Raw genomic sequence first — 23,309 nt, 5'->3', positions numbered from 1 at the left:
TTATTTAGTTCTTTAATAACTTCCAACCACGCAAGGATTCATAGTTTTAAAATTATCACTTACTATACAAGTTCTAGCTCTTTGAGTTAGTGCTGTTTCTTCTATTTCTTTTTTTTCTTCCTCTTCTTCTATGGCATTATCGCCTATTAAATTAAGTGAAGCAGTTTGTTCAAATACAGGTTGTTTATCACCACCTAAAGAATTATCTATATCAGGAAGAATAGGTTTGGTTAAATCTGTTTTAATGATATTATCAAATTTAACAAAAGCAAATTGTTTATATCCTAATGTTGTATTGATATATTGAGTGTATTGATTTACTTTAGAATTTAACTCACCTATATCATTAGATAAGCTATTATAAGCATTATATGCTTTAGTCCAATTATCAAATGCTTGAGTAAATTTAGGATCATTATAATTTAGCTTACCTTTATTGACTAAATCTAAAAGTTTATTAAATTCAGCTTGGGCTTTAAAATAAGCTTGTTCTTTAATTTTAAAATCATTTTTTATGCTTTCATATTGTTGTAGCTGTGCTATGATATTGTTTTTATTGGTATCTAAATAAGTAATGATTTCTAAAGTATTAAAAACATTAGGTTTGATTTGATTATTGTAAAGCTCTAATGCTGTTTTGTCTAGTTTGTTGTTAAAATTAATTTCATTATAATGCAATAAAAAGCTAATACTTTGAGCTATACTTAAAGCTTTATCATCATCTTTTATACCCAAATGTGTTTTTACTATAGTTTTAATTTCATTTTCATTAGAATCTTTGTTTAATCCTTTAAAAGCTTGTATTAAACTATATAAGTTTTTAATATCAATAGTATATTTTTCATTTCTTATACTATCGATAATACCTTGTATGATATCTTGATGTAAATCATCACTTGCTAAGATAACATCGCTATCACTTGGTTTATTTGGATTATCAGGGGTGGTAGGTTTTTCTATAGTGTCTGCTTTAGATAAAAAGTCTTTATATACACTTTCTTGGGTTTCATCTGTGTAAGTGTGGATATTGATTTTATCTTGGATATAGCCGTTTTGGTTAAAATCGTTATGTCTATATGAATCAATAGTAGCATTAGTTAAATCATTTTCATGATGATAGATGTGGACATTATTAAGCACTGGTCTTCCTTCTCCACTTAATTTTCCAAAGTAACGATTAGAAAAACCTTGTCCACCGATTGTATAACCTTTATCAAAATATATATATACATTTTCTAAATAATTACTACTATATAAAGCACCGGCAAAACCACCTATACTCAAATCATTATGATATCTATTGTAGACAACCGAAGCATAAATACTTCCTATTCCACTTATTGTTATATTTTTAAATATATTTGGTTCTCCTCCAGGATAGTTGCTATTTACAGGATAATTATCCATTCTTCCGCCAAAACCTCCTATCCATACTGTACGCAACTCATTGGATTTGCTATCTACTTTTATGCTTTTTATGTTTTTTATACTTATATTGTTAAAATTACTTGATGTTATATATCCTGCAAATCCACCAACACCTATAGCATTTTCACCAGCAGCAAGCAAATCGCCAATATTTGAGATATTTATATTATAAAAATTTGCATTATGAGTTCTATATGCCATAGAACCTATATATCTAGGAATTCCATTTGTATAATCAAAATTTATTGTATTTATATTTAAATTTCCTATATTAGCTAGCTTTATAACTCCAAATAAGCCACCTTTATTTCCATCAATAAGAAGGTTAGATAAAGTATAACCTTGTCCATCAAGAGTTTTATCAAAAAAAGCACCATTGATACCTATGGGATCCATTAGTTCGTTATTAAAATCGATATTACCTACTAATCTAAATTCATCTATATTTTTAATATCACCCAAACCTTCATTCCAACCTTTTATAAGATATCGCCATTCTATAGCATTAGCTTTTTCATTACCCATATTGCCTATGGTTAGAGCTTTTTTGAAATTAGAACTTCCATAATGTGTTTTATTATCAGAATCTGTATAGTCAATTTTATTTACATTTACACTTTCACCAAAAGAGTAACTATCATTAACAAATTTATCCATTTGTTTTTGTATATAACCATTTATAACAGCCGTAGCGTTAATAGTAGAACTTAATTTTGTATTATCTGCGTCTATATATACATAATTGCCTACTAAGTGTGTTTTAGAATTAGCATTGCCTAATTTACCACCTTGTATATCTACCTTATGTCCTATAAGCAATACATCGTTTGCATTGATATTACCCATATTTACTACGCTACCTGCTTTTTGTGGTTTAAATACAGGAGAAAAAGTTGCACCTTGTTCAAAGGTTTTCATATTAGCAAATTTATTCATATCCTCATTACTCATCGATGAAGTAGAAGCTACAAAGCGATTAGCATTGATATTACCTGTTTTAGTAATGATTACTCCATTAGGATTGATTAAAAATACATTATTACCACTTGCATTTAATACACCTGCTATGGTAGATTTATTTGTTCCATGAGCTATGTTTAAGTAGTTTTTACTATTACCACCAAAATTTACACTTTCACCTTTATTTATATTAAAACCACCACCCCATTGGATAACAGAATTAACTTTATTACCATTTATATGCATATTATTACCACTGACATTTATAGTTCCACTTGTGCCATGAGTAAATTTACCACCACTTGGTAGGGCAAATGCAGGTGAAAAAAGTAATGAAGCAACTATACTTGAAAGTAAGATGTGATTAGTTAGTTTTTTAGAAGGAGTTAAATCAAAATTATTCGATCCCCCCCCCCGTGGAGAAAATACTGCCATAATAAATCCTTTGTTTGAAAAAATTTATGTATGTTAATATTATATTTATAAAAAAATACTTAAGTTAATGGAATTTAATTTAAAAAATAACTATTCAATAATACTCAGAAAGTTTTTCTTTCTGAGTATGTATTTAATAGCTTCCAACCACACAAGGATTCATAGTTTTATTTTTTAAAATTTTTGAAACAAAAAATACGCTCAACAAACTAGAAAAACTAACAAAAATCATATAAACAAACATCCACTCTTTATATAAAAAATTAATCACAAGTGGAATGAAAAATCCTAAAATTGCATAAGAAATATTATAAGCAAAAGAAAGGCCACTAAAGCGTAATTTGGCTGAAAAAATTTGTGTCATAAAAACAGGTGCAAAGGTGATAATTCCTTGAAAAAAACAAACTAATAAATAAAAAATTAAAAAATTTTCATCATAAAAACTAAACAAAACTCCAAAAATAGCAAAAAGCAAACTACAACTAATGCATACTCTATACGCACCCAATATATCAGCTAAATACCCTTGAAACAATGCCCCTAAAATAATGGCCACTATGGCAAAATTTTGATAAAACAAAGCAGTGGTTTTATCTATACCAAGCAAACTTTCAAAATACTGCGGTAAAATCATTAAAGTTGCTACACCACTAGTTAAAACTATAGTTTGTAAAGAACAAACTAACATACTTAATTTATGTGTTTTTAGGGCCTCTTTTAAAGGAAATTTTAAAATTGAATTTTTTTCTTTTAATGCTTTAAATTCAGGAGTTTCATTGAGTTTAGTTCTTAAAAATAAACTTAAAATTCCAAAAACTCCTCCCAAGATAAAAGGAATTCTCCAAGCAAAATTTTCCACCTCTTCTTTAGTAAAATACTCATACACTGCTAAAGTCGCAAGATTGCCTAATAATAAACCTAAAGTTAAAGTTGCTGAAATAAAACCAAGTGCTAAACCTAATCTTTTTTTGCTTACAAACTCACTCACAAAAACCCAAGCACCACTTACTTCAGCTCCAATTGCCAAACCTTGAGTGATTCTTATAATAAACAAAATTAAAGTTGCTAAAATGCCTATGCTTTCATAAGTAGGTAAAAAAGCTAAAATAAAACTTGGCACAACCATTAAAAGCATACTAATATAAAAAACATTTTTTCGTCCTTTTATATCAGCAAAATGTGCCATAACAATAGCACCAAAAGGTCTAGCTAAATACCCTGCTCCAAATGCGATATAAGTATAAATTAATGGCCAAAAATCATCATTTTGTGGAAAAAAAATTTTCGAAAAGACACTTGCAAAAAATATAAATAAAACAAAATCATAAAATTCTAAAATACCACCTAAAGAAGCATAGATGGTATTTTTTAAAGCTTTTTGCTTTTTAATCAAATTTTGCCACCTTCTATCACTACATCATCTGCTTTTATATCATCGCTAAAAAATGGCTTTAAAGTAGCATCATATGCTTTATGAAAAAATTGCTCATTTTCAAGTTTTAGTATCAATTCATTGATAAATTTTAACATAGCTTCATCGCCCTTTTTTACAGCTGGTGCTATAACATCTTTATTACCAAGTTCTTTAATCACTACTTCAAAATTTGGATTTTCTTTAGCCCATGCAAAAAGCAAAGCATTATCATGGCTTAACGCATCCCCTCTTTTTCCAATCAATGCTGCAAAAGTTTCTGTATTTTGGTCAAATTTAATGGTTTTAATTTCAGGCATATTTTTTGTAAAATACGCATCTGCTGTTGTTCCTTTGTTAAGGATTAAAGTTTTGTTTTTTAAATCATCTATGGTTTTAATATCTGTTCCTTTAGGAGCAACCACACCAAGAGCAACTTTCATATAAGGTAAAGCAAAATCAACCACAGCTTCTCTTTCTGGAGTTTTGGTAAAATTTGCTAAAATTACATCTACTTTATTTGATTCTAAAAATTCTACTCTATTAGCTGCTTCAACTAAAACAAATTGTACTTTTGTTTCATCGCCTAAAAGTTCTTTAGCTATGCGTTTAGCAAAATACACATCATAACCTTGATTTTTCCCTTGAGCGTCTAAATAACCAAATGGTGGCTTATCACCAAAAACACCTATACGGACTATGCCTTGCTGTTTTATTCTTTCTAAAGAATTTTCACTTGGTTTAGAGCTAGAGCAAGCACTAAAAATAAGTGCTATAAAAAAAGATAAAAAAACAATTTTTTTCATATATTTTCCTTTAACAAAAATTTAAATTTTTAAACCTTATAGTATTTTTTTAAACAATTTATTTTTTTTAAAATTTTTAACGATGAAAATCAAATAAGTTGAGAAATTTTTTCGCACGCTCGCTTTTTGGATTTTCAAAAAATTCATTAGGATTTGAAATTTCTACTATTTTTCCATCATCCATAAAAACTATCTTATCGGCCACTGCTTTAGCAAAGCCCATTTCATGTGTAACTATAAGCATAGTCATTCCATCTTTTGCTAAATTTAAAATTACATCTAAAACTTCACGCACAATCTCAGGATCAAGTGCTGCTGTAACTTCATCAAAAAGCATAATTTCAGGATTCATACAAAGACTTCTAACTATAGCTATGCGTTGCTTTTGCCCGCCACTTAATTCTTTAGGATAAGCTTTTAATTTATGCAAAAGCCCTACCCTTTCAAGCCAGTATTTTGCTTCTTCTAAAACTTCTTCTTTTTTTCTTTTTTGAACTTTTAAAGGCCCTAAAAGTATATTTTGCTCGACATTTAAGTGATCAAAAAGTTCATAAGATTGAAAAACCATGCCAATTTTTTGGCGAATTTGCGTCCATTTTTTATAGTTTTTATCAACTTTTTCATTATCTATAAATATAGCTCCATCAGCCATTTCTTCCAAACCATTGATACACCTTAAAAGCGTAGATTTTCCACAACCACTTGGCCCAAGAATAACTACTACTTCTTTTTGCTTAACTTCTAAATTTATATCTTTTAAAACATGATGATCATTGTAGTATTTTTGTAAATTTTGTATTTTTAATATACTCATTTTAACTCCATTTTTTCTCTAAAAACTTTGAATATACTGACAAAGGATAACAAAGTATAAAATAAATTAATAAAATCAAACCATATATTATAAAAGCTGCATAAGAATTTTGGAATAAATTTAATTCTATAACTTGCTGACCAACTTTGATAAGCTCTATACCACCGATTAAATAAATCACTGAAGTGCTTTTAATCATTCTTGTAAAAAGATTAATACTCATTGGCAATAATCTTCTTAAAGATAAAGGTATAATGATAAAAATATAAACTTGAAATTTATTAAAACCTAGTGATAATCCTGATTCGTATTGATGTTTTGGTATGCTTGCTAAAGATGATCTTACCAAATCCATCATTTCAAATACACCCCAAATACTAAAAACAATAACACTCGAACCTAAAGCACTTAAATGCCATCCAAACCATTTGGCTAAGCCAAAATGCACTATAAAAAGCCAAACAATTAAAGGCATAATACGCACAAATTCAAGCATAAAACGACAAAAAATATAAAGGTATTTATTCTTAGAATGCATTAAAATTCCAAAGAATACTCCGCCCACTAATGAAACCAAAACGCTAATCAATGAAAGTTCTAAAGTAACCTTTAAACCTTGTGCTAGTCTAAAAAAGGTATCTTGATTTAAAATTTCAAACATAATTTAGCCTTTTTTCTATGCGATTTAGCACTAAAGATAAAGGTAAAATTAAAATCAAATAACAAAGCACTAAAGCAAACAAAGCTTCATTGCTTTTATAATAAAGCCCTATAAGATCTTTAGCTACATATACTAAATCAGCTAAAGCAATAATACTCACTACTGAAGTTTCTTTGAGTAAAAAAATGATATTTGCACTTATACTTGGCATAGCTATACCTAAGGCTTGAGGTAGTATCACATAACGAAAATTTTGAAACGAGTTTAAACCTAAAGAAAGCCCTGATTCGTATTGTTGTTTTTTAACTGCTTCTATACCCGCTCTTAAACTCTCAGCCATATAAGAACCCCCTAAAAAACTAAGTCCTATCACAGCACAGACAAAAGAACTAAGATGAATATTAAATTCAGGTAAAGCATAATATAAAAAGAAAAGTTGGATTAACAATGGAGTGTTTCTTGAAAATTCTATATAAATTTTACAAATCACATTTAACAAAGGAAATTTAAAAAAACTTATGCCAACACAAAATAAACCTACTAAAAATGAAAAAAATACTCCATAAATAGCAAGTTTTAAAGTAAGCCATGTAGCTTGTATAAACATAGGGCTATACTTGATTAAAAAATCAAAATCCATAAAACCTTCCATTTTTAAAATGCAGTATTTTAACAAATAAGACTTAAAAAGACTTAATTAAATTTTGCATTTTTTCTTTATTTAAAATCACTATTTTACCTTTATTTGTGCAAATAAGTTCATTTTGTTTTAATTCTTTTAAAAAACGCGATAAAGATTCTGGTGGCAAATTTAAAATCACAGCTATTTCTTTTTGCTTTAAATTTTGCAATTTTTCCTCATTTTCCAATAAAAAACTAAGTAATCTTGATTTTAAATCTAACGATCTTTGTCTGATGAAATTTTCTAAAATACGAATTTTACTAAATAATGAAGTTAAAAGTAAAAAACTAATCTCTCCATTTTCTAAGCATAAATTTTTAAAATAATCAAACTCAAGCACACAAATTTCACAATCTTGCTCGCAAATTGCATTAGCTGGGTAATTAATCCTTTCAAATACTGGCATCTCTGCTATAAAACTTATAGGATTTAGTGTATGCAAAGTTAATTCAAATCCTTTAGTATTTACTTTATATATACGCACTTTGCCACTTAGTAGTATCAAAATTTTACTAGCTTTTTCACCTTCAAAAAATAAAATATTTCCTTTTTTAAAATGAATTTTTTTACCCATAGAAGTTAAGATTTCAAAGTGTTTATCCATTTGATTTTTCCATATTTTTAATACTTTCTTTTGCTTTTACCACTAAAGCTTCATCATCACTAAAATCAAAAAATTTAAAATGATTACCATGTTGAATTTTTCCATCAAGTAAATCTCCGCTCAAACGATTTTTTAAATCAAGTTCAGCTATTTTAAATCCATCTAATGTTTTAGCAAATTCAAGCAAACGCGATGGAATTTCTTTTGATTTAGTGTATAAATAACAAAAACTCTCAATCCCTACTCTACCAACTCTTCCTCTAAGTTGGTGTAAGGTTGCAAGTCCAAGTCTTTCAGCACCCACTATAACAATCACACTAAGTCTTGGCAAAGAAATACCCACTTCCACCACCGTAGTGGATAGTAAAATATCTCCATTTTCTCTAAATTCTTGTAGAATTTGTTCTTTGTTTTTATCTTTGCCATGAGTAATATAAACATTTTTATATTTATTTAACCAATAAGACTTTGCTTCCTCTAAGGAAAGATAATCCATATTCTCACTTTCATTTACCAAAGGGTATATGATAATAATTTGATGTTTTTTAGCCAATTCCTCATCAATTTTTTTCAGCAAATATTTAAAATCTTTCTCTTGTATGCAAAAAGTTTTGATATCTTTTTTAAAAGGCATTTGTTTAATAAAACTAAAATTTACAAGCTCACTTTGAATCATAGAAAGTGTTCTTGGTATAGGAGTGGCAGAAAATTGCACTAAATGAGGAGAATATTTCAAACCCTTACTAAGCTCTGCAATCTTTTGCCTTTGATTAGAGCCAAAGCGATGTTGTTCATCTATCATCACTAAAACAGCTTCAAAATTTTCCTGATGAATTAATGTGTGTGTGCCTATGATAAAATGGGCTTGCTCTTTTAGAATTTGTAAATTTTTTTCCTTTTTGCCACCTTTCAAAAATAAAACATTAACAAAATCAGGCAGAAGTTTTTTTGCTTCATTATAAATTTGCTCTGCTAGTATGCTAGTTGGTGCCATCAAAATAGCCTTTTTAGGATACACTAGCAATGCTGCAGCAAGTATCACTAAAGTTTTACCACAGCCTACATCACCCATTACTACGCGTCTTTTAGCTTCTTGGCTTTGTAAATCTTTTTTTATATCTTCTATGGCTAAAATTTGATCATTTGTAGGAGTAAAATCTAAATTTTTAAGCCAAGATGAAATATCAAAAATATCCACTTCATAAGCTTTTTTTGTAGTTTTTTTACCCTTTAATCGCCTTAAATGGTTAAGAATTTCAATATATTTTAAATCTTTGATTATGGTGTTAAAATTTTCATAAAGCATGAAAGAATTATCGTTGTATGCATGTAAATTTAAAAGCAGGTTAATGTATTTTTGCTCTAAATTGAGTGATTTTAGGTTTTCTTCATTGACATATTTTAAAATAAGTTTTTTTATACTTTCATCTTTTATACCATTAATTTGATATCTTGGTATAAGTTCTCCGATATTTTTAACAATTTTTGGATTCACAAACTGCCATGAGCCATTAAAAAAATTCATTTTTGCATTAATACAAATTAAGTTATTGTATTTAAAAACCTTAAAATGCCATTTAGTAGGATGAAATATAACAACACTAGCTTTTATACCCCATTCTATACACTCACAAAGCATAAAAAGTTGAAAATTTTTATTTTGCATACTTGTTATTTTTATATTTTGAGTGCAAAAACCATCTTTTGGAAATTTTGAAATTCGAAAATCATCAAATTTTTTAGGTAAAATCAAAGCCAAATCAATGCAGTTTTTAACTCCTAAAGAATGAAGTAATTTTAAATCACTTTCTTGAACTTTCATTTTCTATACTTGCAAAACTCAATTTTGAAATTTCTTTATGCATTTTAATAAAATCATTTAGCGTATCCAAAGAAGCGTTTTTAATTTTTTGTATTTCTTCTTTTAAATTGCCTAGTTTTAAATTTTGCAAATATTCATTAAGCATAATCTCTAATCTTTTGCCTAAATTTTCATATCTTAAAGGCATGGAGCCTACTAAAAATTGTTTTGCTAATTTAAATTCTTTCTCATTTACCCCATTTTGTGTAAAAATTTCAAAAACTTCTTTAACTAATTCTTTGGCTTCAATAGCACTTTCATTTTTAGTTTGTAAATAACCAAAAATTCTACTATAGTTTAAATTTACATCAAGCATAGCATATGCTGAATATGCTAAACCCCTCTTAACACGCACTTCTTCCATTAAACGCGAGCCAAAACCTCCTTGACCTAAAATAAACAAGGCTATTTTAGCTAAATACATTTTTTCATCATCTACTTGTATATTAAAAGGCGAGCAAAAATAAATATAAGCTTGTTCGGTGCTTTTATAATCAACAACTTCTACACATTTATCGATAAGTTCAAATCTTTTATTTTGATTTAAAGTGCTTTTTTTTAATTGAGAGCAAATTTTTTGTGTGATAGTTTTTACTTCATCTTCTTTTACATCTCCACCAAAAACAAATAAAGCATTATCAAGCACTAAATTTTCATCCATAAAATCTTGTAATTTTTTCAATGTAATTTTTTCTATACTTTCTTTACTTCCATCAAGTCCACTAGCAAAAATTTCCTCTTTAAAAACACTTTTATTTAAAAGTCTTTTTGCTTGATAATCATAATCTGTATTTAAACTTGCAAGTTCTCCTAAAGTTAAAATTTTTAGTCTTTGTAAAATCTTTTCATCAAAACGCACATTTAATAATAATTCTTGTAATTTTTCTATAGCAAAATCAAAATGTTCTTTTAAGCATTTTATGTTTATTTGAAAATGTTCAAAACTAGCTTTAGCATAAAGTTCAATAGCTTGGTATTCTAAATTTTTAAAAAACTCATCATTACTTCCTTCGTTAAAAAACCTTGCAAGCATACTTGCAATACCTGCATCATTTTTTTCTGCTATTTTGCCACTATTTTTGAAAATTAATTTAAAAAAGACTATAGGAAGTTCATTTTCATATTCGTATATAATATCAACATTTACACCATTATGATTTAAATTTAGCATTAAAACCTTTCTAAAATATTATAAGCTGTATCGCGTTTTGCAGGAATTTCTCCTATATCTTTTATAAGCTCTATCATTTGCTCTTGATTCATTCTATATTTTGCACCAGCTGCTGAAACTACATTTTCTTCCATCATAGTTGAGCCTAAATCATTTGCACCAAATTTTAAAGCAAGTTGGCCTATTAATGAGCCTTGAGTTACCCATGAACTTTGCAAATTTTTAAAATTATCCAAATATAATCTTGCCAAAGCTAATAATCTTAAGTATTTATTTGAACTTTGCTTGATGATTTCAGGATGTTTTTTAATCAAAGGGGTATTTTCGCTTTGAAATGACCATAAAATAAAAGCTCTAAATCCTCCTGTTTTATCTTGCAATTTTCTTAAATGCTCAAAATGATCTATAAGTTCTTCGTTGCTTTCAACCGTTCCAAACATCATAGTAGCAGTGCTTTTCATGCCAATATTATGTGCACTTTCATGCACCTTAAGCCAAGTTGCTGTGTCGCATTTGTGTGGGGCTATGATATCTCTTACTCTATCACTTAAAACTTCAGCTCCTGCTCCAGGTATAGAAAAAAGTCCCTTAGCTTGAAGTCTTTTTAATACCTCTTCTATAGAAATTTTAGAAACCCTTGCTATATATGCTATTTCAACTGCTGAAAAACCATGCACGGTGATAGCAGGGTAATTTGTCTTTATATATGAAAGCAAATCTTCATACCATTGTATCTTAAGCTTAGGATGAACCCCACCTTGAAATAAAATTTGTGTTCCACCTATAGCTTGTAATTCTTCGATTTTCTTTCCTATTTCTTCATATTTTAAAATATAGGAATCCTCATCTTTTTCTTTTCTACAAAATGCACAAAAATCACAATCAATACAGCAAATATTTGTATAATTAATATTTCTATCTACTACAAAAGTGGTGATTTTTTCGGGATGAAGTTCTAATTTTTTTTCATATGCTCTTGCACCTAATTCGTATAATGGTGCATTCTCAAGCAAATCTAAAGCTTCTTTTTTACTTAATCTACTCATTTATAACCTTGTTTTTGTGTAAAAGATAATTATAATCACTTAAATGTAAAATAATCTTAAAAACGATATAATCAAATCTTTTAATTTTAGCAGATTAAACTAGGAATATTATGACTTATAGAACTTTACTTAAAAACAATAAAACTTTTAGACTTTTAGCTACTGTTCAATTTATAAGCTATTTTGGCGCATGGTTTTCTCAAGTTGGAGTTTTTACACTTTTAACAAAAGAACTTCAAGCACCAGCAAACATCATAGGTTTTTCAGCTATTTTTGTTTTTCTACCTTCTATTATACTTGCACCAATAAATGGTGTTATAGTAGATAAATTTAAACCTAAAAATCTACTTTTAACCATGATTAGCATAGAAATGATTTCAATTTTTATGCTAATTTTTGTTAATTCGCTAGCTATGCTTTGGTTTTTGTATTTTTTAACCTTTGTGCGTATGGCGGTTGCTTCTATGTATTTTCAAACAGAAATGTCTGTTTTACCTAAAATTTTAACCCCACAAGAATTAAAACTAGGCAATGAACTTCATAGTATCATATGGGCTGTTTCGTATGCTTTGGGTATGGCTGCAGCTGGAATTTTCATTGATATTTTTGGTGTAAAACCTGCTTTTATAGCAGATTCTTTAATGTTATTTTGCGCCTTACTTATACTAAAAACTTTAATTTTACCCGATGAAAAAAATACAACACAAAATAATGTTTTTATACTCATCAAAGAAGGTTTAGTTTATGTTTTTAGTAATAAAAAAATCATTCATTTGATTTTACTTCATGGAGTAGTAGGGATTACTGCATATGATGTTTTAATCACACTTTTAGCAGAATATCACTACGCTCAAATCATTTCTATACCTTTAGCTATAGGATTATCCAATGCAATTAGAGCAGTTTCTTTGCTTGTAGGGCCTTATATTTTAAGTCCATATATCAATAAAAATACTCTAGTTTATTTATATCTTGGACAAGGTATAGGTATAATGCTATGGGCTTGCTTGCAGTTTAATTTTTATCTTGCTTTTATAGGATTAATTACAGCAGGTTTTTGCACCTCTTCTTTATGGAGCTACACTTATACACTTTTACAGAATGATTGTGATAAAAGATATTATGGTAGAGTTATTGCATATAATGATATGGTTTACTTAACATTTAGTGCTATTATTGCTTACTCTACAGGATATTTGTTTAAATTTTATGCATTAAAGTTAAATTATTTTACTTTTGGGTTAGGGCTGTGTTTTATCTTTGCAGCCCTTTATTGGTGGTGGTTTAATAAAAAATATAATTAATTAGCTCTACTATAATAAACCCCGCCTGCTGAAAAGTTTTTATCAAAATATGCAGTTTCAGGAACAAGATCAGATTTTCCAGGATAAATTCTTCCTTCTTTGTTTAAAATTTTATAAAAACGCTCCATTAGTCTTATTTTAAAATCTTGATCAAAATATATCATCATATTTCTTGAAAAAATCACATCAAATTTACCAAGCTTAAATAAAGAATCATCAAACACATTGCAAAGATCAAAACGACATCTACAAGCCAAAGTTTCCTTTTTTAAATGATACATTCTATCTTTTATATCAAAATAACGCGATTTTTGCATAGTGTTTAATCTAGCAACAGAACGCTCTGAATAAATCATTTCGTTGCATTTATCTATCATTTTTTTATTTATATCTATACCAACAATATTCATACCTTTTATAAAATTTTCACTTGCTAAAATCGCTAAAGAATAAACCTCTTCACCGCTTGAACATGGTGCACATAAAACATTTACTGGGCGATCAAGTGATTTTATATAATAAATTACATCTTTTAATTGCTCTAATTCTCTAAAAAAATAAGTCTCACAAACTGTGATAAAATCCATTGTTTCTTGTTTTAAATTTCTTTGAAACTGTACTTTATCGTTTAATTCGCTAAGACTATTTAAACCCAATTCCTGTAAAAATTTTGGTAATTTTATAAATAAAATATCTTTTTTGGTGCTAAGATTATTTCCACTAATTTGCTCTACAACTTTTATAAAATCATTTAATTCATTTTCATTAATTTTAATCATTTCTTTTTCCTAAGAATTTACAAAATTTACTATTTCTTTTTTAAGCTCAATTAAACTCATTGGCTTTAAATTTGGATTTAATTCTCTTGCTTTTTTAGGCATTCCATATACTATAGAATCAGCCTCATTCTCACATAAGCACCTTACTCCAACTTTATAAAGCTCTAATAAAGATTTAGCTCCATCATCTCCCATTCCAGTCATTATCAAAGCTAAAATTTTATTATACTGGCAAAGTTTTGTAGCAGAATTAAATAAAACATCAATACCTGGATTAAAACTGCTTGTTTCTTCAGTTGTATTCAAAACTAAAGTATTATTTCCACTTAAAATCATATTTTTTTGACAAATATAAATTTTATTTTTTACCACTTCTTTATCATTTGCCATAACAACTTCACTTATGGCTTCTTTGTTAAACTGATTTACAAATGATGGTATAAAAGCAGGATTCATATGCTGAGCAATAATCACTCCACAATCTTTTAAATCAACATCATTTAGTAAAAATTTTAGCTGGCTTGGACCACCCGTTGAAGAACCAATTAAAATAAGTTTCATTTTTCACCTTAAAATTATAATATCATCATTATATCAAATTATGCATTTGAAAATATAAGCCAAATTATAGAAAAGAAAGAAAAATTTTAATTAAATATGATAAAATAAAATCTTTAAATCCAAAAAATAAAGTTAAGTTAATGTTAAGAGAAAAAATTTTTATAGCAAGTGATCATGCTGGTTTTGCCTTAAAACAAGAAATACTAAAATTTTTAAATAACAAAAATATAATCTTTGAGGACTTAGGTGCTTTTGATGACAACCGCTGTGATTATCCTGATTATGCACATTTGTTAAGTTCTAGGATTAATGAAAATAGTTTTGGAATTTTAATTTGTGGTTCAGGTATAGGTATGAGTATAGCGGCTAATCGCCATAAAAATATACGCTGTGCTTTATGCAATGAAGCATTAAGTGCTAAACTTTCAAGAGAGCACAATGATGCAAATGTTTTAGCTCTTGGAGCAAGATTAATCGGTGCAGATATGGCTTTTGAAATCATCTTAAATTTCATTAACACTTCTTTTAGCGGGGGAAGACATTGTGTAAGAATTAGCAAAATAGAGGAAAATTTATGATAATAAGCTGGCTTGTTTTAACTATATTAATTTGTGTAAGTATTTATATGACTATAATGCTACTTTATTATAAAACCTTGCTTCATAAAGAAAAAATCGCAAAAGAATTTATAAAAAACAATCTTGATGATACTGAAATTGTTATAAGAAAATTGCAAGTGCAACTTCAAAGAAGCCTAGGTAATATTGACATACTAACAGAAGAGCTAAATAAAAGCAAGGCAGATTTAACCTCCCTTAGAACAAGAAATTCTCAATATCGTATAGAAAATGAGAAACTTAGACAAAGAATTAAAGAATTAGAAGCAAAAATCGAGGCATTATTATGATGAAAGAACAAGATAAAAAATACTTATTAGATAGCATTAGAGCGATTAAGGATTTTCCAAAAGAAGGGATTATTTTTAGAGATATTACTACTTTGTTAAACAACAAAGAAGCTTTTAGTTTTTTAATAGAACATTTAGCTACAAGATATGCAAAAATGAATATAGATTATATAGCAGGCATTGAAAGTCGCGGTTTTATTTTTGGTGCAGCCTTAAGTGCAAAATTAAATTTAGCTTTTGTTCCTATTAGAAAACCAGGAAAACTACCTTTTAACTGCCTAAAAGAATCATATAGCCTAGAGTATGGACAAGATACCATAGAAATTCATACTGATGCTTTCAATAACACCAAAAACGCTAGAGTTTTACTCATTGATGATTTAATAGCCACAGGAGGAACTGCTTTAGCAGCTGTAAAACTCATTCATAGATTACAAGCTCAATGTGTTGAAGCATGTTTTTTACTAGAATTACAAGATTTAAGTGGAGCTAAAGAATTAGCTAATTTAACTAGTGTATATAGTGTATTAAAGGTGTGAAAATATGGAAGAATTTTTAAAACAACTTTTATATGATTATAAAAATTGGGCATATATCATTGTTTTTTTATGGTGCATGCTTGAAGGAGAACTTGCACTTATTTTAGCAGGGATATTTGCACATGAAGGGCATGTTAATCTAGGTTTAATCATTTTTGTTGCTGGTTTAGGTGGTTTTGCTGGAGATCAAATTTATTTTTATATAGGAAGATATAATAAAAAATATATACAAAAAAAATTACGTACTCAAAGGCGTAAATTTGCTATAGCACATTTACTCTTGCAGCGTTTTGGCTGGCCTATTATTTTTGTTCAAAGATACATGTATGGCTTTAGAACCATAATACCTATGAGTATAGGTTTAACTCGCTATAGTGCTAAAAAATTTGCCTTTATTAATCTTATAAGTGCATGGGCTTGGGCGGCTATTACGATATTGCTTGCATGGTTTTTTGGAAAAGAAATTTGGCTTGCAGTAGAATGGGCTGGGGCGCATTGGTATTTTGCCGTGCCTATTATCGCATGTTTTTTACTTGCTTTATTTTTAGGTATGAAACAAATAGAAAAATCTATACTTAGAAAAAGGACTCATAAATGATTTTTAATTTTAAAGAAGAAGATATTAATTCTATTAATGCTGATTTTGAAATAATTTTAATACAAAATAAAAATTTAAATAATTTTTCTCAAAGTCAAGAACTTTTTAAACTTTCAAACTATAAAGGTGAAGGGATTTGCCTTGATTTACAAAATAAAGTTCTTTATAGTGAACTTAAAAGCTTGGATTATGAAGATATAAGACTTGCTTTTGCTAATGCTTATAAAGCATTAAAAAAACTAGACATTCAAAGTGTAAAAACCAAATGCGTTATAGGACAATGCATTGTCAATAGCTTTAATGCTATGATTCAAGGTTTTAGTTTTGGGGCATATGAATTTAATAAATACAAAAAAGAACAAACATCTTCTAGTTTAAAAAATATTTTTATTTCAAAAGATGAAATCAATAACAAAGACTACAATATCCAAGAAGCATATATAGGCTTAAACTATGGACAAGTATTTTCCAATGCCTGTGATTTTGCTAAAAATATAGTTAATGAAATTCCGCAAATTTACACCCCTGTAAAAATGGCTGAAGATGCTCTAAATCTAAGCCAAAATGATTCTAAAATCTCATGTAAGATTTATGAAAGTGATTTTTTAGAGCAAGAAAAAATGCAAGCATTTTTAGCAGTAAATCGCGCCTCTGTTCATCCTCCAAAACTTATACATCTTTCTTATAAACCACAAAATGCAAAAATGAAAGTAGTATTTGTAGGCAAGGGTTTAACTTATGATAGTGGTGGACTTAGTTTAAAACCAGCTGATTACATGTTAACGATGAAATCAGACAAAAGCGGTGGTGCAGCTGCAATGGCTATTATTAAAGGAGCAAGTGAGTTAAACCTTGATATAGAAGTTCATTCTATCATTGGTGCAACTGAAAATATGATAGGTGGAAATGCTTATAAACCAGATGATGTGCTAATCTCAAGAGAAGGCGTTAGTATAGAAGTTAGAAACACAGATGCTGAAGGAAGATTGGTTTTAGCTGATTGTCTTTCTTTTGCACAAGATTTAAAACCTGATTTACTTATAGATCTTGCTACCCTAACTGGAGCTTGTGTGGTTGGTCTTGGAGAATACACAAGTGCAATTATGGGAAATAATGAAGATTTGCAAAATGATTTTTTCAAAGTAAGTAAAAAAAGCGGAGATTTAGCAACTATTTTACATTTTAATCCGCACTTAAAAGAACTTATAAAATCAAATATAGCAGATGTTAGCAATACCTCTTCAAGTCGTTATGGTGGAGCTATTACTGCAGGATTATTTTTAAATTCTTTTATCAGAGAAGAATTTAAAGATAAATGGCTACATTTAGATATTGCAGGTCCTGCTTATTTAGAAAAAGCTTGGGGTTATCATAGTTTTGGTGCAACTGGTGCAGGTGTTAGAATGTGTCTTTCTTATTTACTTTATCTTTCAAGGAATAAAAAATGAGTTTATCAGTAGGAATAGTAGGACTTCCAAATGTTGGAAAATCTACAACTTTTAATGCACTAACAAGAGCACAAAACGCTGAAAGCGCAAACTATCCATTTTGCACTATAGAGCCTAATAAAGCTATAGTTCCTGTCCCTGATCATCGCTTAAAAGAATTAGCAAAAATAGTCAATCCACAAAAAATTATACGCTCAAATATAGAATTTGTTGATATAGCAGGTTTAGTTGCTGGTGCTAGCAAAGGTGAAGGCTTGGGAAATAAATTTCTTTCAAATATACGCGAAACAGAAATGATTTTGCATATTGTGCGTTGCTTTGATGATGAAAATATTACTCATGTTGCAGGTAGTGTTAATCCTGTGCGTGATGTGCAAATTATCGAAACAGAACTTATATTAGCAGATATTGAACAACTTAGCAAAAAAATTGAAAAACTCTCAAAAGGTGTAAAGGCTAATGAAAAAGGCGCAAAAGAAAGTTTAGCTTTAGCCAATGAACTTTTAGAACACTTAAATCAAAACAATAGCGCAAGTTCTTTTGCCAATAAAAACGAAGTTTATCAAGCTCTCATAAAAGAATTAAGATTGCTTTCTGCCAAGGAAGTAATATATGGAGCTAATGTGGATGAAAATTCACTTCTAGAGGACAATGATTATGTAAAAGATTTAAAAGAATTTGCAGCAAAATCAGGCCATGAAGTTATTAAACTTTGCTCTAAAATAGAAGAAGAAATGATTGCATTAAGTGATGAAGAAAACTATGAATTTTTAAAATCTTTAGGAGTTGAGCGTAGTGGGCTTGAGGTAGTTATACGCACAGCATTTTCTAAACTTAATTTAATTAGCTATTTTACCGCTGGAGAAATTGAAGTTAGATCATGGACTATACAAAAAGGATGGAAAGCACCAAAAGCAGCTAGTGTAATTCATAATGATTTTGAAAAAGGTTTTATTAAAGCTGAAGTTATTTCCTATGAAGATTATATTCATTATAAAGGTGAAAGTGGTGCTAAAGAAGCAGGAAAACTACGCCTTGAAGGTAAAGACTATATAGTTGCAGATGGCGATGTAATGCATTTTAGATTTAATGTTTGATTTTAATCAAACATTTTTATTTAAAAGCAATAAAAGTTTCAAAATTTACCCATTTAAAAACGCTTTCTATTTTTGAAAAGCCAGCTTTTTTAAGCATGGTAATATTCTCATTTTGAGTATAAGGAATAAGCACATTTTCCAAAGCTTGTCTTTTACTTGAAATTTCTAATTTAGTATAGCCTTGCTCTAGTTTGTATTGCTCATAAATTTGTATCATTTTATTGGCTATTATCGCATCTTCATAAAGAATTTTTTCACTTAATACAAACATACCATTTTCATTTAGATTTTTATAAATTTTATCAATAAGTTCTTGTCGTTTTGGTGGGCGGATAAATTGCAAAGTATAAGTAGCTATAAAAGCATCATTTTTAAAAAAATCAAACTCATCTAAATTTTTTTCAAAAAAATCTATCTTAGCTCCAAAAGCTTTACTTTTGCTTTTTGCAATCTCAAGCATAGCTCTTGCTTCATCTACTCCGCTTAAGCAAAAATCCTTTCTTTTTTCAAAAAGAGCTAACAATAAATTCGCAGTAGAACAGCCAAGATCGCAAATTTTAGCATTTGCAGGCATAAAATGATACAAAAGTTCGCTAATTAGCTTTAAATTCTGCGTATAAAAAGGCACAGATCTTGAAACCATATCATCAAAAACGCTAGCTACGCTTTTATCAAATTCAAATTGTTTGTTTAATTCTTTTTTAAAAATTTCATCTTTCATCTACAACCCTTAAAATTTCTTTTGCTTTTATAATATCTTTAGCAATTTGCACTTTTAATAAAGATAAATCATCAAATTTCTTATTAGCTCTAATATAATCTACAAAACTAAGTTCTACAAATTTTTCCTCAGTATTTTTGTAATTTTCATCTAAAATGTGTGTTTCTAATGAAAAATGATTATCACTTGATCTAATACCTAAAAAACTAACGCTATTATAAGTTTTATCTCCAATTTTAATCAAACTTGCATAAACCCCATTTTTAGGCAAGAAAAAATCTTTACTTTGTAAATTTAAAGTTGCAAAAAGCTCTTTTGCCCCTATTCCTTGGCCTTTTATGATTTTTGCTCTTATATTATAAAATCTACCAAGAAATTCTCGTGCTTTTTTTGCTTTGCCATTTTCAAGCAAATGCTTAATCAAGCTTGCATGCACGCTTTGGTTTTGAATTTTAAACTCATCTACTATAATGGTTTTTAAAGAACAAAGTGCTTGTATATCTTTAGCTTCCCATTCTCGATTTTTACCAAATTTAAAATCATAACCAACGATGATTTTTTCTAAATTAGGAAATTCTTTTTTTAAATAAGTTAAAAATTCCTTACCATTTAAATTTTTAATCTCTAAAAAATCACAAAAAATCAAAGGATGTTTTGCCACATTCACTCTAAATTCCTTAGGTGTTAGCTCATTACATTCTGTTTTATAAATAATAAAAATTGCCCCATTTTCATCTAAATGTTTAAAAAGCTCAAAATGCCCCAAATGCATACCATCAAAGCAACCTATGGCTAAATTAGTGATTTTATTTTTTTGTATAGGCATAGAAAAACTCAACATTACCTTCTTTTCCTTTTAATTGCGATTCTTGACTAACTTGCAAAATCCATCCAAGTTTTGCACAAGCTTTTTCAAAATTTGCTTTAGCTAAAATAATAGCCTTTGGATCTTTTACAACCCCATTTTTATCGCGTTTAGCATTTTTACCCACTTCAAATTGGGGTTTAAAAAGCAAGATGATAAGATTTTTAGCAAGTTTGTCTATATGAGAGATTAAATGCATTAAAGAAATAAAACTCACATCACAAGTAATCACATCGTATAAAATTTCACTTTTAAACTCACGCAAATCAGTATTTTCATAAATTTGGATATTTTCTAAATTTCTTAAACTCTCATGAAGTTGGTTAGAACCTACATCTAAAGCACTAATATGTTTAGCCTTTTTTTGGTGTAAAATTTGCACAAAACCCCCAGTTGATGAGCCTATATCTAAGCAAATTTTATCTTTGATGATAAATGCATGCTCTTGTAAAAAATGTTTGAGCTTAAAAGCAGCCCTGCTTACAAAAAGCTCTTCTAAAAGCATGAGTTTTAAGCTCTCATCTTCTAAGGGATTTTGAGTTGTGATTTTAAAAGAGCTTTTTTTAAACTCATTATTAAGTAAAATTTGTTTATTTTCTATAAGCTCACAAGCTTTATTGCGTGAAATGTTTAACTTTGTACTTACAAAAATATCAAATCGCATCATCACTGCCTAAAAGGGCATTAAATTCACTCTCATTAATACATTTAACCCCTAAACTTTGAGCCTTTTGTAATTTTGAACCCGCTTCCTCTCCATATAATACAAAATCAGTTTTTTTAGACACACTTGAACTTACTTTTGCACCAAAACTTTCGATTAATTCTTTAAAATGATCGCGTGATTTGCTTAAAGTACCCGTTATAACAAAGGTTTTCTTAGAAATATTTTCATTCAAAGCAAGCTCTTTTTTCTCATCTTCTAAATGCAAAATTTCATAAAAATGTTTAATGCGATTTGCATTTACATGGGCAAATTCCTCTAAGCTTTTAGCCATTTGTGTGCCAAAACCTTCTAAATTTGCATAAGTTTCATAGCTTTGCATAAACCATTCAAAACCAAAAGCTTGAGCTAGTTTTTTAGCCGCTACTTCGCCAATATGCTCTATACCCAAAGCATTGATAAATCTTGATAAAGAGCATTTTTTAGCATTTTCAATAGCATTTAAAAGATTATTGATTTTTTTCTCTTTAAAGCCTTCCAAACCTTCAAAATCGCTGTATTTTAAGAAAAATATACTTTCTATATTGGTGATTTTTCCTTCTTTAAATAAAAGCTCGACAATGTTTTCTCCAAGGCCGTCTATATTTAAGCATTTTTTAGACACAAAATAAATGATAGAATTTACAAGCCTTGCTTTGCAATCTAAATTTTGGCATTTTAAAAAAGCACCCTCATCTAAAAGTTCGCTAAAGCATTCAGGACAAAGAGTTGGCTTAGCGATTTCACTTTCTAAACCATCGCGTCTTTGGGTAAAAACTTTAGTGATTTTAGGTATAACATCACCGCTTCTTATCACACTTACACTATCGCCTATCATTACTCCAAGTCTAGCTATCTCATCAAAATTATGTAAAGTAGCAGATTTTACTATAACCCCATCTAAATTTACAGGTTCCAAAACCGCCACAGGGGTAATCACCCCACTTCTTCCCACTTGCAAATTAACCCCAAGTAAAGTGGTGGTTTTTTCTAAAGCTGGAAATTTAAAAGCAGCCATAAATTTGGGAAATTTCACCGTATAGCCTAAAAGCTTACAATGAGCTAAATCATTAACCCTTACAACCATACCATCCATCATCATAGGCTTTTGATCTCTTTTTTCTAAAAGCTCATGATACTTTTTTATAACCTCATCTAAAGTTTTCACACAAAAAACAAAATCATCTTTTAAAAAACCAAGACTTCTTACAAACTCCATCACTTCAGAATGTTTGCTAAATTCTAAAGAATTCTCCCCCACTCCCCAAGGATAAAATTTCAAATTCCTTTCTTTGGTAATGCTTGTATCAAGCTGTCTTAAAGAGCCACTTGCTCCATTGCGTGGGTTTGCAAACAAGCTTAAACCCTCTTTAGCTCTTTTTTCATTGATTTTTTCAAAATCTTCTTTTAAAATCACTACTTCACCGCGAATTTCTATCTTTTTTTTATAAGGTATGGTTTTTGGGATATTAGCAATTTCTCTTACATTTAAAGTAACATCCTCACCTACTTCTCCATCACCCCTTGTAGCACCGCTAATTAACACACCATTTTCATATGTTAAATTTAAGCTTGCTCCATCAAATTTAGGCTCTATAAAAAAATCAAACTCACATTTAGCTCTTTTTGCCCAAGCTCTAAGCTCAGCTTCATCAAAAACATCTTCCATAGACCACATTTTTGCACTATGTGTAATTTTATAAAACTCACTTTGTATAGTTGGGGCAATATTTTGTGTTGGAGAATCTTTGGCAATTTTTTCAGGATATTTTGCTTCAAATTCTCTTAATTTTCTAATAAGTTTATCATACTCCTCATCACTTGCTAAAGGCTCATCATCTTCATAATAAGCCCTCATCCATTCATTTGCTAATTTTACTTTTTCTAAATACTCTTGATAAATCATCA

General features: G+C 28.9%; 23 protein-coding genes. 7 read left to right on the top strand and 16 right to left on the bottom strand.

Features of this window, described 5'->3' with window-relative positions:
* Positions 1–12: 12 nt before the first annotated feature.
* The 10 genes from CPEL_RS08850 to CPEL_RS03805 form a co-directional block, all read right to left on the bottom strand.
* Positions 13–2,823 (bottom strand): two-partner secretion domain-containing protein, encoded by a 2,811-nt coding sequence (locus CPEL_RS08850; RefSeq protein ID WP_065757276.1) that lies wholly within the window; start codon positions 2,821–2,823, stop codon positions 13–15.
* A 133-nt stretch (positions 2,824–2,956) separates the two neighbouring features.
* Entirely contained in the window at positions 2,957–4,213 is a 1,257-nt protein-coding gene (locus tag CPEL_RS03845) for an MFS transporter (RefSeq protein WP_049984619.1), read from the bottom strand.
* On the bottom strand, positions 4,213–5,040 hold the full coding sequence (locus tag CPEL_RS03840; RefSeq protein ID WP_044598681.1) for a cysteine ABC transporter substrate-binding protein: 828 nt from the start codon (positions 5,038–5,040) through the stop codon (positions 4,213–4,215). The genes CPEL_RS03845 and CPEL_RS03840 overlap by 1 nt, the downstream gene beginning before the upstream one ends.
* A 76-nt stretch (positions 5,041–5,116) precedes the next feature.
* Positions 5,117–5,854, bottom strand: coding sequence for a pathogenesis-associated glutamine ABC transporter, ATP-binding protein (locus CPEL_RS03835; protein WP_044598680.1), 738 nt, complete (start codon positions 5,852–5,854; stop codon positions 5,117–5,119).
* Between the two features lies 1 nt (position 5,855).
* Positions 5,856–6,515 carry an amino acid ABC transporter permease gene (locus tag CPEL_RS03830; protein WP_044598679.1) on the bottom strand — a complete coding sequence of 220 codons (660 nt, stop codon included), beginning with the start codon at positions 6,513–6,515 and terminating at the stop codon, positions 5,856–5,858.
* A complete protein-coding gene (locus CPEL_RS03825) occupies positions 6,508–7,155 on the bottom strand; it encodes an amino acid ABC transporter permease (RefSeq protein ID WP_044598678.1) in 648 nt (215 codons plus the stop codon). The genes CPEL_RS03830 and CPEL_RS03825 overlap by 8 nt, the downstream gene beginning before the upstream one ends.
* A 43-nt stretch (positions 7,156–7,198) precedes the next feature.
* Positions 7,199–7,801 (bottom strand): nitrosative stress-response regulator, Crp/Fnr family, encoded by a 603-nt coding sequence (locus CPEL_RS03820; protein ID WP_044598677.1) that lies wholly within the window; start codon positions 7,799–7,801, stop codon positions 7,199–7,201.
* Positions 7,794–9,623, bottom strand: a complete 1,830-nt coding sequence (gene recG / locus CPEL_RS03815) for an ATP-dependent DNA helicase RecG (RefSeq protein WP_044598676.1) — start codon at positions 9,621–9,623, stop codon at positions 7,794–7,796. Before recG ends, CPEL_RS03820 begins: the two co-directional genes overlap by 8 nt.
* The gene (locus CPEL_RS03810; RefSeq protein WP_044598675.1) at positions 9,604–10,833 is read right to left on the bottom strand and encodes a M16 family metallopeptidase; all 1,230 of its coding nucleotides are present in this window, start codon (positions 10,831–10,833) and stop codon (positions 9,604–9,606) included. The genes recG and CPEL_RS03810 overlap by 20 nt, the downstream gene beginning before the upstream one ends.
* Positions 10,833–11,879, bottom strand: coding sequence for a dehypoxanthine futalosine cyclase (locus CPEL_RS03805; RefSeq protein ID WP_044598674.1), 1,047 nt, complete (start codon positions 11,877–11,879; stop codon positions 10,833–10,835). The genes CPEL_RS03810 and CPEL_RS03805 overlap by 1 nt, the downstream gene beginning before the upstream one ends.
* A 110-nt stretch (positions 11,880–11,989) precedes the next feature.
* Between CPEL_RS03805 and CPEL_RS03800 the strand changes: the two genes are divergently transcribed.
* The gene (locus tag CPEL_RS03800) at positions 11,990–13,183 is read left to right on the top strand and encodes an MFS transporter (RefSeq protein WP_044598673.1); all 1,194 of its coding nucleotides are present in this window, start codon (positions 11,990–11,992) and stop codon (positions 13,181–13,183) included.
* Here the strand turns inward: CPEL_RS03800 and CPEL_RS03795 are convergent.
* Together CPEL_RS03795 and CPEL_RS03790 are read right to left on the bottom strand one after the other, a co-directional pair.
* The gene (locus CPEL_RS03795; protein ID WP_044598672.1) at positions 13,180–13,962 is read right to left on the bottom strand and encodes an MCP protein methyltransferase; all 783 of its coding nucleotides are present in this window, start codon (positions 13,960–13,962) and stop codon (positions 13,180–13,182) included. The two genes, CPEL_RS03800 and CPEL_RS03795, sit on opposite strands and share 4 nt — an antisense overlap.
* A gap of 9 nt (positions 13,963–13,971) precedes the next feature.
* Positions 13,972–14,523, bottom strand: a complete 552-nt coding sequence (locus tag CPEL_RS03790) for an MCP protein-glutamate methylesterase (RefSeq protein WP_044598671.1) — start codon at positions 14,521–14,523, stop codon at positions 13,972–13,974.
* Positions 14,524–14,663: 140 nt separating this feature from the next.
* Here CPEL_RS03790 and rpiB point away from each other — a divergent pair, with 140 nt between their 5' ends.
* From rpiB to ychF, 6 genes are read left to right on the top strand one after another with little or no spacing between them, the layout of a single operon-like run.
* On the top strand, positions 14,664–15,101 hold the full coding sequence (gene rpiB, locus CPEL_RS03785; RefSeq protein WP_044598670.1) for a ribose 5-phosphate isomerase B: 438 nt from the start codon (positions 14,664–14,666) through the stop codon (positions 15,099–15,101).
* The gene (locus CPEL_RS03780) at positions 15,098–15,430 is read left to right on the top strand and encodes a hypothetical protein (RefSeq protein WP_044598669.1); all 333 of its coding nucleotides are present in this window, start codon (positions 15,098–15,100) and stop codon (positions 15,428–15,430) included. Before rpiB ends, CPEL_RS03780 begins: the two co-directional genes overlap by 4 nt.
* Entirely contained in the window at positions 15,430–15,969 is a 540-nt protein-coding gene (gene apt / locus CPEL_RS03775) for an adenine phosphoribosyltransferase (protein ID WP_044599523.1), read from the top strand. The genes CPEL_RS03780 and apt overlap by 1 nt, the downstream gene beginning before the upstream one ends.
* A 4-nt stretch (positions 15,970–15,973) precedes the next feature.
* Positions 15,974–16,567 carry a DedA family protein gene (locus tag CPEL_RS03770; RefSeq protein ID WP_044598668.1) on the top strand — a complete coding sequence of 198 codons (594 nt, stop codon included), beginning with the start codon at positions 15,974–15,976 and terminating at the stop codon, positions 16,565–16,567.
* Entirely contained in the window at positions 16,564–18,015 is a 1,452-nt protein-coding gene (locus CPEL_RS03765; RefSeq protein ID WP_044598667.1) for a leucyl aminopeptidase, read from the top strand. Before CPEL_RS03770 ends, CPEL_RS03765 begins: the two co-directional genes overlap by 4 nt.
* Positions 18,012–19,112 (top strand): redox-regulated ATPase YchF, encoded by a 1,101-nt coding sequence (gene ychF, locus CPEL_RS03760; RefSeq protein ID WP_044598666.1) that lies wholly within the window; start codon positions 18,012–18,014, stop codon positions 19,110–19,112. Before CPEL_RS03765 ends, ychF begins: the two co-directional genes overlap by 4 nt.
* A gap of 16 nt (positions 19,113–19,128) precedes the next feature.
* Here ychF and cmoA read toward each other — a convergent pair whose 3' ends face one another.
* From cmoA to ligA, 4 genes are read right to left on the bottom strand one after another with little or no spacing between them, the layout of a single operon-like run.
* Positions 19,129–19,833 (bottom strand): carboxy-S-adenosyl-L-methionine synthase CmoA, encoded by a 705-nt coding sequence (gene cmoA, locus CPEL_RS03755; protein WP_044598665.1) that lies wholly within the window; start codon positions 19,831–19,833, stop codon positions 19,129–19,131.
* Positions 19,823–20,674 carry a bifunctional riboflavin kinase/FAD synthetase gene (locus tag CPEL_RS03750; RefSeq protein WP_044598664.1) on the bottom strand — a complete coding sequence of 284 codons (852 nt, stop codon included), beginning with the start codon at positions 20,672–20,674 and terminating at the stop codon, positions 19,823–19,825. Before CPEL_RS03750 ends, cmoA begins: the two co-directional genes overlap by 11 nt.
* Positions 20,640–21,362 carry a 23S rRNA (cytidine-2'-O)-methyltransferase TlyA gene (gene tlyA, locus CPEL_RS03745; protein ID WP_044599522.1) on the bottom strand — a complete coding sequence of 241 codons (723 nt, stop codon included), beginning with the start codon at positions 21,360–21,362 and terminating at the stop codon, positions 20,640–20,642. The genes CPEL_RS03750 and tlyA overlap by 35 nt, the downstream gene beginning before the upstream one ends.
* Positions 21,352–23,307, bottom strand: a complete 1,956-nt coding sequence (gene ligA / locus CPEL_RS03740; RefSeq protein WP_044598663.1) for an NAD-dependent DNA ligase LigA — start codon at positions 23,305–23,307, stop codon at positions 21,352–21,354. Before ligA ends, tlyA begins: the two co-directional genes overlap by 11 nt.
* Positions 23,308–23,309: the final 2 nt, after the last annotated feature.

It is taken from the genome of Campylobacter peloridis LMG 23910 (assembly GCF_000816785.1).
Lineage (GTDB): Bacteria > Campylobacterota > Campylobacteria > Campylobacterales > Campylobacteraceae > Campylobacter_D > Campylobacter_D peloridis.
The sequence above is the reverse complement of the archived record's forward strand: the minus strand, read 5'-3'. Positions and strand labels throughout refer to the sequence as shown.